This is a genomic window from Actinomycetospora sp. (genome assembly GCF_036497245.1).
Lineage (GTDB): Bacteria > Actinomycetota > Actinomycetes > Mycobacteriales > Pseudonocardiaceae > Actinomycetospora.
This window is the reverse complement of record NZ_DASXJS010000110.1, coordinates 1-10,316: the sequence shown is the minus strand read 5'-3', so window position 1 is coordinate 10,316 and position 10,316 is coordinate 1. Positions and strand designations below refer to the sequence as shown.

The 10,316-nt window shown below is 72.3% G+C and carries 10 protein-coding genes; all 10 read right to left on the bottom strand.

What is annotated here, in order from left to right:
- Positions 1 to 1,850, bottom strand: a 1,850-nt coding sequence (dnaE, locus tag VGI02_RS11610; protein WP_331627511.1) for a DNA polymerase III subunit alpha, incomplete at its 3' end; no start/stop codon positions are given.
- Between the two features lie 95 nt (positions 1,851 to 1,945).
- Positions 1,946 to 2,500, bottom strand: coding sequence for a hypothetical protein (locus VGI02_RS11605; RefSeq protein WP_331627509.1), 555 nt, complete (start codon positions 2,498 to 2,500; stop codon positions 1,946 to 1,948).
- 305 nt (positions 2,501 to 2,805) lie between these two features.
- On the bottom strand, positions 2,806 to 3,648 hold the full coding sequence (gene dapA / locus VGI02_RS11600; RefSeq protein ID WP_331627507.1) for a 4-hydroxy-tetrahydrodipicolinate synthase: 843 nt from the start codon (positions 3,646 to 3,648) through the stop codon (positions 2,806 to 2,808).
- 253 nt (positions 3,649 to 3,901) lie between these two features.
- Complete coding sequence (locus VGI02_RS11595) at positions 3,902 to 4,285, bottom strand: cupin domain-containing protein (protein WP_331627506.1); 384 nt, start codon at positions 4,283 to 4,285, stop codon at positions 3,902 to 3,904.
- A gap of 37 nt (positions 4,286 to 4,322) precedes the next feature.
- Positions 4,323 to 5,300 (bottom strand): malate dehydrogenase, encoded by a 978-nt coding sequence (locus VGI02_RS11590; RefSeq protein ID WP_331627505.1) that lies wholly within the window; start codon positions 5,298 to 5,300, stop codon positions 4,323 to 4,325.
- A gap of 104 nt (positions 5,301 to 5,404) precedes the next feature.
- Positions 5,405 to 6,676, bottom strand: coding sequence for an NAD(P)/FAD-dependent oxidoreductase (locus tag VGI02_RS11585; RefSeq protein WP_331627504.1), 1,272 nt, complete (start codon positions 6,674 to 6,676; stop codon positions 5,405 to 5,407).
- A gap of 220 nt (positions 6,677 to 6,896) precedes the next feature.
- A complete protein-coding gene (locus VGI02_RS11580) occupies positions 6,897 to 7,676 on the bottom strand; it encodes a hypothetical protein (RefSeq protein WP_331627503.1) in 780 nt (259 codons plus the stop codon).
- An 8-nt stretch (positions 7,677 to 7,684) separates the two neighbouring features.
- Complete coding sequence (locus VGI02_RS11575; RefSeq protein ID WP_331627502.1) at positions 7,685 to 8,620, bottom strand: RluA family pseudouridine synthase; 936 nt, start codon at positions 8,618 to 8,620, stop codon at positions 7,685 to 7,687.
- Complete coding sequence (lspA, locus tag VGI02_RS11570) at positions 8,617 to 9,195, bottom strand: signal peptidase II (RefSeq protein ID WP_331627501.1); 579 nt, start codon at positions 9,193 to 9,195, stop codon at positions 8,617 to 8,619. Before lspA ends, VGI02_RS11575 begins: the two co-directional genes overlap by 4 nt.
- A 56-nt stretch (positions 9,196 to 9,251) precedes the next feature.
- The coding region (locus tag VGI02_RS11565; RefSeq protein ID WP_331627500.1) for a potassium/proton antiporter at positions 9,252 to 10,316 on the bottom strand (1,065 nt) is incomplete at its 5' end.

Sequence of the window (10,316 nt, the reverse complement as noted above, 5' to 3'; positions counted from 1 at the left end):
GCGTAGGTGGCCTCGTCGTCGAGCCCGAGGTTGTCGAGGTCGAGCGGCTCCTTGCCGTTGAGCGGGATGTTGTTCAGCGCGTCGTCGATGATCGTGAGGTTGCGCAGGCCCAGGAAGTCCATCTTCAGCAGGCCGAGGGTCTCGCAGACCCCCATGTCGAACTGCGTGATGATCGCGCCGTCGGCCTCGCGCCGCTGGATCGGGATGACGTCGATCAGCGGTTCCTTGGACATGATCACGCCGGCGGCGTGCACGCCCCACTGCCGCTTGAGGCCCTCGAGGTCCTTGGCCGTGTCGACGATCTCCTTGACCTGCGGGTCGGACTCGTAGAGCGCCCGCATCTCGGTGGCCTCGGAGTAGCGCTTGTGGCTCGGGTCGAACACCCCGGAGAGCGGGATGTCCTTGCCCATGACCGGCGGCGGCATCGACTTGGTGATGCGGTCGGCCACCGCGTAGCCGGGCTGCCCGTAGAGCACGCGCGCCGAGTCCTTGATCGCGGCCTTCGCCTTGATCGTGGAGTACGTGATGATCTGTGCGATCTTCTCTTCGCCGTACTTCTCGGTGACGTAGCGGATCATCTCGCCGCGCCTGCGCTCGTCGAAGTCCATGTCGATGTCGGGCATGGAGACGCGCTCGGGGTTGAGGAACCGCTCGAAGATCAGCTTGTGGTGGATCGGGTCGAGGTCGGTGATGCCCAGGACGTAGGCGACCAGCGAGCCCGCCGCGCTGCCTCGGCCCGGGCCGACGCGCAGGTTCACCGAGCGCGCGTAGTTCAGGAGGTCGGCCGTCACCAGGAAGTAGCCCGGGTAGCCCATCTGCATGATGACCGAGACCTCGTACTCGGCCTGCTTGCGGTAGTTGTCCGCGATGCCGTTCGGGAACCGCCAGTGCAGCCCCCGCTCCACCTCCTTGACCAGCCAGCTGCCCTCGGTCTCCCCCTCGGGGACCGGGGCCACCGGCTGCAGGTCACGGCCCTCGGTGAAGGAGACGTCGACCCGCTCGGCGATCGCGAGGGTGTTGTCGCAGGCCTCGGGGAACAGCGGGTCCCACTGGTCGCGCATCTCGCGGGCGCTCTTGAGGTAGAAGTCCTGCGCGTCGAACCGGAAGCGGTTCGGGTCGTTCATCGTCTTGCCGGTCTGGACGCACAGCAGCACCTCGTGCGGCTTGGCGTCCTTCGCGTAGGTGTAGTGCAGGTCGTTCGTCGCCAGGCCGGGCAGGTCGAGCTTCTTCTTGAGGTCGTAGAGGTCGTCCCGGACCCGGCGCTCGATCTCGATGCCGTGGTCCATCAGCTCGCAGAAGAAGTTGTCCTTGCCGAAGATGTCCCGGTAGTCGCTCGCGGCCTGCATGGCGCCGTCACGGTCGCCCTGCTGGAGCAGGCGCGCCACCTCGCCCGAGGGGCAGCCGGTGGTGGCGATGATCCCCTTGCCGTAGGTCTCCAGCAGCTCGCGGTCCATGCGCGGCTTGTAGTAGTACCCCTCGAGGCTGGCGAGGCTGGAGAGCCGGAAGAGGTTGTGCATCCCCTCCGTGTTCTCCGCCAGCAGCGTCATGTGGGTGTACATGAGGTCGGGGTTGTCGCTGCCGTTCGCGTTCTGGCCGATGGAGGCGCGCTTGCGCTCGTGGCGCGAGCCGGGCGCGATGTAACCCTCCATGCCGATGATCGGCTTGACCCCGTGCGCCTTCGACTTCTTCCAGAACTCGTAGGCGCCGTAGGTGTTGCCGTGGTCGGTCATGGCCAGGGCAGGCATGCCCATGCGCGCGGCCTCGGAGAAGAGATCGTCCAGGCGGGCGGCCCCGTCGAGCATGGAGAACTCGGTATGGGTGTGGAGGTGGACGAACGAGTCGTCGGACACGCGAGAGACCTCCCCGGGACGGCTACCTCTGGCTCTCCGGCCCCGATCGACCCAGCACTGGGGTGCGATGTCGGGGGCGGAGGACTGCGGTCACGCTACCTCTCGGGTCCGACAGTCTCGGCGCTCACTCGGGCGGTGTCGGGGTCCCCGCTGCTCATCGCGCCGCGGCGGCGTGTCGGCGCGCCGGTGACCGTGTGTCCACCCCGGCCGGGCTGGACGAGGGCGGCCGGACCACCGCTGCCGGTCACCGCGACGATGCCCGCCACGAGCCAGATCTGGACGGCGACGAGATCGTCGCGGAGACACTGCTCGAGGTCGAGCGGCCGTCGCGCGCCCGGTCCGCCGAGGAGGATCGCCTGCTGTTCGAGCCCCGGTCCGGACCGTCCGAGGCGCTCCTCGACCCACCGGAGGACGTGCTCCGCCAGCGCGGCCGCGTCCTGGCGGCGCCGCGCCGTCCTCAGCCACTCTGCGAGGATGTCCCACGCCCTCGCTCCCCATCGGTCGAGCATCGGGTCCCACGGCGTGAGTCCCGCCAGGTGGTCGACGTACTCCAGTTCCACGGCCTCGCCGTACTCGGAGTCGAGATCGGCGATCCGCCGAGCAACCTCCGCGCCGACGTCAGGGGATTCGGTGTCGACCGTCCGCACCACGGCGAGCTCGAGAGCGGTCCGCAGAAGGTCGTCGTCCGGTGCGTACGGGTCAGCCCCCTCGAGAACCTCCAGCGGATGGAGCTCGGGCGCCTGGGAGTGTGCATCGGGCGTGCTCAGCCCCCGGAGGCCACGAGCCCTCTCCGGCCCCCGCACCCGCCCTCGCCGAGCCCGCACTTTCGCCGCCCGTCGCTGCCCTGCCGACCTCCGTGCGCCCATCGCCGTACTCCCACCTCGTGATCCGATGGGAGGGACGGTGACACGGACCCCCGACAGTCACGATCCGCTCGCCGGGAGCCCTCGACGGCCTACAGCAGTCCGGCGCCCTCGAGCGCGGCCCGGACGACCGCACGCTCGGCGTCGTCGGCCTCCACCAGCGGGAGGCGCAGCCCGCCGACCGGGCGGCCCACCATTCCCAGCGCGGCCTTGACGGGGACGGGATTGGTGGTGACGCCCATCGCGTCGAACACCGGCTTGAGCGAGGCCTCGATCTCGGCCCGGTTCTCCGGCTCGTCGACCATCCGGCGCATCTGCGGGCCCACCACGTGGCTCGCGACGAGGATCCCGCCGCACCCGCCCATATCGAGGACGGCGGCGAAGAGGTCGTCGTTGCCCGCGTAGATCCCGAGCCCGTCGACCGGGGCGAGGTTCGCGTTGTTGGCCTGCTTGACGTAGTCGATGTGCTCGATCTGCGCGAGCTCGGCCAGCTGGTCGTTGGGGATGTCCAGCGAGCACCGCGACGGGATGTTGTAGAGCACCACCGGCTTGTCGGTGGCCCGCGCGATCTCGGAGTAGTGCGCGTGCAGGCCCCGCCGGTTCGGCCGGTTGTAGTAGGGGGTGACCGAGAGGATCGCGTCCGCGCCCATCTCGGTGGCCCGCTCGGTCATCTCGACGGCGTGCCGGGTGTCGTTCGAGCCGGTCGAGGCGACGACCGTGGCCCCCGCCGGGCGCTCGGAACTCGCCAGCTCGACCAGCCGGAGGTGCTCGTCGGTCGAGAGGGTCGGGGACTCCCCGGTCGTCCCGCACACGACGATGCCGTCCGACCCGTGGGCACACAGGTGGCCCATGAGGTCGACGAACGCCTTCTCGTCGACGGCCCCGCGGTCGTCGAAGGGGGTGACGATGGCGGTGAGGACGGTTCCGAGCGACACACGGACAGGTTGCCTTGTGCAGTGCGGCGCGTCGAGACCGCCCCCGGCCACGGGTCGCGTGTCCTCGGCCGGATCCGGCTCGTCGAGGTGCTCGGCCAGGGGTGCCGCTGCGGTTCCGGCCGGCGTCGGCTGAAGATCCCTTCTTGGTGGGCGGGTCGCACGAGGAGCACATGAGGCAGCCCGGCCGGCCCCGCCGCCTGCCCCACGTGCTCGTGATCACGGGTGGAGCGGGGCGCAGCGGAGCCGCCCGCGGTCAACGGGCCTGCGCGTCGGGCCCCTCGACGTTCACGGTGGGCGGGCCGTCACCGGCGCGCGCGATCACGGCGGTGGAGCGGTCGCCCCCCGGGTTCGACTCCCGGTGCACCGTCCACGCCGGCACGTGGATGAACTCGCCCGCGCCCGCGTCGGCCCGCTCGGCCCCGCCCGCGCCGAACTCCAGGCGCATGGTGCCCTCGACCACGTAGAGGCTGGTCTGGTGGTCGCCGTGGTGGTGCCAGCCCGACGTCGCCCCCGGATCGGTGTGCACGAGGCCCGCCCACAACGACGGGGCCTCGAACGCGACCTGCCGGTGCATCCCGGGGGTGGGGTCGCCGTCGACGAGGTCGTCCTCCCGGACGACGCGCACGGGTTCGCTCACGGCGACATCCTCGCGCGCCGTCCGGGTGGGAGGAAGATCAGACGAGGCCGAGCTTCTTCACGGCCTCGCGCTCCTCGGCGAGCTCACCGACCGAGGCGTCGATCCGCTGGCGGGAGAAGTCGCTGATGTCCAGGCCCTGAACGATCTCCCACTTGCCGCCGGACGCGGTGACCGGGAAGGACGACACGAGGCCCTCGGGTACGCCGTAGGAGCCGTCGGAGACGATGGCCGCCGAGGTCCAGTCACCCGCGCGGGTCCCGTTCACCCAGGTGTGGACGTGGTCGATCGCCGCGGCCGCCGCCGACGCCGCCGAGGAGGCCCCGCGCACGTCGATGATCTCGGCGCCGCGCTTGGCCACGCGCGGGATGAACTCGTCGGTCAGCCAGGTCTGGTCGATCTGGTCGGCCACCGGCTTGCCGTCGACGAGGACGTTCGACACGTCCGGGTACTGCGAGGCGGAGTGGTTGCCCCAGATCGTCATCTTCGAGATCTGGCCGACGCCGACGCCGAACTTGTTCCCGAGCTGGGCCAGTGCGCGGTTGTGGTCCAGGCGCGTCATGGCGGTGAAGCGGTCGGACGGCACGTCCGAGTTGGATGCCGCGATGAGCGCGTTGGTGTTCGCCGGGTTCCCGACGACGAGGACCTTCACGTCGTCGGCCGCACCGTTGAGGGCCTCGCCCTGCGGCTTGAAGATCCCGCCGTTGGCCTCGAGCAGGTCGGCGCGCTCCATGCCCTTGCTGCGCGGGCGGGCGCCGACGAGCAGGCCCACGTTGGCGCCGTCGAACGCCTTGGCGGCGTCGTCGAACACATCGACGCCGTCGAGCAGCTCGAACGCACCGTCCTCGAGCTCGAGGGCGGTGCCCTCGGCGGCCTTGACGGCCTGCGGGATCTCGAGCAGACGCAGCCGGACCGGGGTGCCCTCCCCCAGCAGCTGCCCGGACGCGATCCGGAAGAGCAGCGCGTAGCCGATCTGTCCGGCGGCTCCGGTGACGACGACGTTGACGGGCGAGGCCATTGCTTCTCCAAGCTGCGAGCTGATCGTTCTCTCTCCCGGCGAGCCTCCCACGTCCCGCCGACGGTGATGCAGCGAGGCGGGTCACGGCCCTCGTGGGACCGCCGTCAGTCCCCGACGACGAGGACGCTGCGCCGCTGCCCGATGTAGCGGAACATGAGCGCGAGCGACACCATGATCCGGTTGCGCGTGCCCAGCAGCGCGAAGATGTGCACGAACATCCAGGCCAACCAGGCCAGAGTGCCGTGCAGCTTGGGACCGTGCGCGATCTGGGCGACCGCGGACCGACGGCCGATCGTCGCCATCGTGCCCTTGTCGAAGTACTTGAACGCCGCGGTCGGCCTGCCCTCGAGCACCGCGAGCAGGTTCTTGCCCGCCTGGGCGCCGGTCTGGATCGCCGGCTGCGCGAGCTGGGGCAGCGGGTTGTCGTCGATGACGCCGATGTCCCCGGCGACGAAGACGTCCGGGTGCTCGGGCACCCGCAGGTCGTCCCCGACGATGATCCGTCCGCCTCGGCCCTGGGTCAGGCCCCACTTCTTCACGGTGTCGTGCGCCGCGACGCCGGTGGCCCAGATCGTCATCTGCGCGGGCAGCTCGGAGCCGTCCTTGAGGATGACGCGATCCTCCTTGACCTCGGCCACCGCGGCGCCGAGGCGCAGCTCCACGCCGCGCGCCCGGAGCTGCTCGGCGGCGTACGCGCGCAGCTTGGGGTCGAACGGGGCGAGGACCTTGTCGGTCATCTCGAGGAGGATGACCTTGACGTGGTCGGGGTCCAGCTCGGGGTAGCGGCTCGGGAGCATCGCGTTGCGCAGCTCGGCCAGGGTGCCCGCCATCTCGACGCCGGTGGCGCCCGCGCCCACGACGACGACGGAGGCGCCGTCGGCTTCCTTCGTGGCGGAGATGTGGTCGAGGTAGCCCATCATCCGGTCACGGACCGAGAGGGCCTCGGCGCGGGTGTAGATCGGGTAGGCGTGCTCCTTGGCGCCGGGGACGCCGAAGTAGTTGGTGGTCACGCCATTGGCGACGACGAGGTAGTCGTACGAGAGCGAGGGCCCGACGTCGAGGGTGAGCACCTTCGCGTCCGGGTCGATCTCGGTGACCACGCCCTTGCGGAAGCTCGCCCAGGTCTGGCCCTTGTGGCTCACGCTTGCCACGAAGGAGCGCGCGCCGTAGGTGATGTCGCCGGGGTTCAGCGCCCCGGTCGCGACCTGGTAGAGCAACGGCTGGAACGTGCTGTAGCTGTGGCGGTCGATCAGGGTGACCCGGACCGGCGCCTTGCGCAGCGACCGCACCGCGGACAGACCCGCGAACCCCGCTCCCACGACGACGACGTGGGGACGGGTGTCCGTCTCCGCCCCCGCGGCTACCGCGGCACTCATCGCACCTGCTCCTCTCACGATCACGCCGTCCGTCCCCGCCGCCCGGTCCACCCGGGCGGAATCGATCGAGTACGGCCGACGGTGATTGCCTCTGCCTTACCCTCCATGGTCCTCCGTCACGCCCACGGATGGGGTGTCCGGCTCATACCGCGCATGTCACGTCGTTAGTCCTGTCACCGCGGTGCACCGATGTGGATCACGTGGGCGGGACCGTGCGGGATCACCCGCCGGGCACGGGCCCGTCGTCGGGGACCGGGCCGACGACGGGCCCGTCAGGGCGCCCCGGCCCCTGGTCGGGCAGCAGCGGCGAGACCGCGAGCCGGGTGCGGGAGGTGCCGGGCGGCGCGACCTCGACGGCCCGCACCCCGGGTCCGCGGCGGACCGCCGCGACGGCGGCGGGGTCGACCCGCACGACCGCCGCGACGAGGCAGGCGCACCCCGGCCGCGCGAGGGCCGCGGCCTCGGCGCGCGCGACGGTGACCCGGCGGGCGTCCGCAGGCGACGAGGACCCGGCCGCGGTGCTCACCGCGGCGCCTGCCTCACCACCCGCCGTCGTGAGCGCGGCCGCCAGCGCCGCGGCCGGGGCGGCCGGCGGGGTGTCGACCTGGTGCAACGCGGTCTGGACCCGGGGGAACGGCACGCGCACGACGGCCTGCAGCGGCGTCGTCCGCCCGAGGGCCGCGGCGGCCGCGGCGGGGTCGAGGGTGGTGTCGAACTGCACCAGCGCGAGGCGCGGCGACGGGTCCGCGGGCGCCGGGACGTCCGCCGTCCGGGCGAGGTAGGCGCCGACGTCCTCCCCCGACGCGGGCCCGAGCCGTACCGCGTCGGTGGATCCTCCGTCGGGCGAGGGCGGGGCGAGCTGCAGCCCGGCCGCCCACGCCGTCACGAGCACGACGACGAGCAGGACGGCCAGCGCGATCGCGTAGCGGGGCCAGCGGGGCGCCTCGTCGTCGTGCTCGTCGGGGTCCCGTCGTCCGTCGTCCCGGGCCTCGGGGTCCACCGGCGTGGTCAGACCGCCGCCCGCAGCACCTCGAGGGCGTGGGCCAGGTCGGCGGGCGGCTCGCTGGTGAACTCCACCCAGCGCCCGTCGCCGGGATGGTGCAGGCCGAGGCGGTGGGCGTGCAGCCACTGGCGGGTCAGGCCGAGCCGCTTGGACAGTGTCGGGTCGGCGCCGTACCCGGAGTCGCCGACGCAGGGATGGCGCAACGCGGAGAAGTGCACCCGGATCTGGTGGGTGCGCCCGGTCTCCAGCTCGACCTCGAGGAGCGAGGCCGCCGGGAACGCCTCGATCGTGCGGTAGTGGGTGATCGAGGGCTTGCCGTCGGTCATCACCGCGAACCGCCAGTCGTGCTTGGGGTGGCGGTCGATCGGGGCGTCGATGGTGCCGTCGCTCGGGTCGGGGTGGCCCTGGACGACCGCGAGGTAGGTCTTGGCGACGGTGCGTTCGCGGAAGGCGTCCTTGAGCACGGCGTAGGCGCGCTCGGACTTCGCGACGACCATGACGCCGGTCGTGCCCGCGTCCAGCCGGTGGACGATCCCCTGCCGTTCGGCGGCACCGCTCGTGGCGATCGAGATCCCGAGCGCGGCGAGTCCGGCGACGACGGTCGGCCCGCCCCAGCCCGGGCTGGGGTGCACGGCGACCCCGACGGGCTTGTCGACGACGACGATCTCGTCGTCCTCGTACAGCACGACGAGCCCCTCGACGGCCTGTGCTGTGACGATCCGCTCGGAGGGAGCCCGCTCGGGCTCGGGCAGGTCGACCTCGAGCCAGCTGCCCGCGACGAGCCGGTCGGACTTGCCCGCCTCGGTCCCGTCGAGGCGGACGGCGCCGTCCGCGGCGAGCGCCGCCACCACCGTCCGGGACAGCCCGAGCATCCGGGAGAGGCCGGCGTCGAGACGCATCCCGTCGAGTCCGTCGGGCACGGGCAGGGTGCGCAGGCTCACCGGGCCCCTCCGGCCTCGGGCTCGCGGCCCGAACGGTGCCCGTCGATCTCGATGCCCCACAACGCGAGGAACACCAGCAGCGCACCCCCGCAGCAGATCGCGGAGTCGGCGGCGTTGAACACCGGCCACCACCCCACCGAGACGAAGTCGACCACGTGCCCCTCGAGCGGTCCGGGCCCGCGGAAGAACCGGTCCGCGAGGTTGCCCAGGGCACCGCCGAGCACCAGGCCGAGCGCGAGGGCCCAGCCCCGGGAGCCGAGGCGTCGCGAGATCCGGACGATGCCGACCACGACCGCGAGCGCGACGAGCGTGAGCACCCAGGTCATCCCGGTGGCCAGGGAGAACGCGGCCCCGGAGTTCCGGATGAGGTAGAGGCTCACGGCGTCGCCGATCAGCGGGATGCGCTGGCCGTCGGTCATGGTCGCGACGACGAGCACCTTGCTCCCGATGTCGAGCGCGAGCACCACGACCGCCGTCACGACCAACATCACCAGGCGCCGCCGGGGCACGGAACCCGGGCCGGCGGCCGGAGAGGTCGGGGCGTCCGGATCGTTGTCCGGGATGGCGCTCTGCACGCGTCCATCCTCCCCCGCGCGGCGTGGTCGCGTGGCGGCGGGCACGCCACCCTCGCTCACGACGTCGAGCCGCCCCCGCCCTCGTCGCCCCGCCACCGGGCGAGCCGCCCGGAACGGTCGACGGCGCGCAGCCGCCGTTCGGCTGCATCGCGTGCGGTTGCGGTGGCGACCACGAGCAGCTGGTCGCCCTCCTGGATGCGGGTCTCGGCCTGCGGCGTGAAGCTCGCGCCACTCCGGACGACCAGGGACAGACCCGTGCCCTCGGGCAGGCGCAGCTCGCGGACGTAGACGCCGTGCATCCGGGAGCCCTGCGGCACCGTCATCTGGAGCAGGTCGGCGCGCAGCGACTCCAGCGGCGCCGCGTCGACCTCGATCTCCTGCACCGGCGGGGCGGCGAGTCCGAGCCACCGGGCCACGACGGGCAGCGTCGTGCCCTGCACCAGGGTCAGGACGACGACGAGCACGAACACCGCGTCCACGAGCTGGCGGGCACCCTGCAGCCCGGTGGTGAGGGGGACGAGCGCCAGCACGATGGGCACCGCTCCGCGCAGGCCCGCCCACGACAGGAACGCCTGCTCCCGCCACGGGACCCGGAACCAGCTCGCCGCGGCCACCACGGAGAGCGGGCGCGCCACCACGAGCAGTACGGCCGCCGCGATGAGGGCGGGGACGACGGCCTCGAGCAGACGGTCCGGCGAGACGTAGAGGCCGAGGAGCACGAACAGCCCGATCTGGGCGAGCCAACCGAGGCCCTCGGCGAAGGACCGGGTGCCCTCGCGGTGCGGGAGGGCCGCGTTGCCGAGGACGAGCGCCGCGACGTAGCAGGCGAGCAGGCCCGAGGCGTGCAGCGACTGGACCAGCGCGTAGGCCCCGACGCAGACGGCGAGCGTGGCGAGCGGGTAGAGACCGGTCGCCGGGAGCGCCGCCCGTTTGAGGCCGGCGGCGCCGAGGCGCCCGAGCAGGGCGCCCAGCACGGCACCGGTGGCCAGTTCGTAGACGACGAGCAGCGGGTCGGTCCAGGACAGGTCCGTCGTGGAGGCGAGCAGCACGACGGCGAGGAAGACCGGGGCGTCGTTCAGCCCGGACTCCAGTTCCAGGGCGCCGACGAGGCGCCCGCGCAG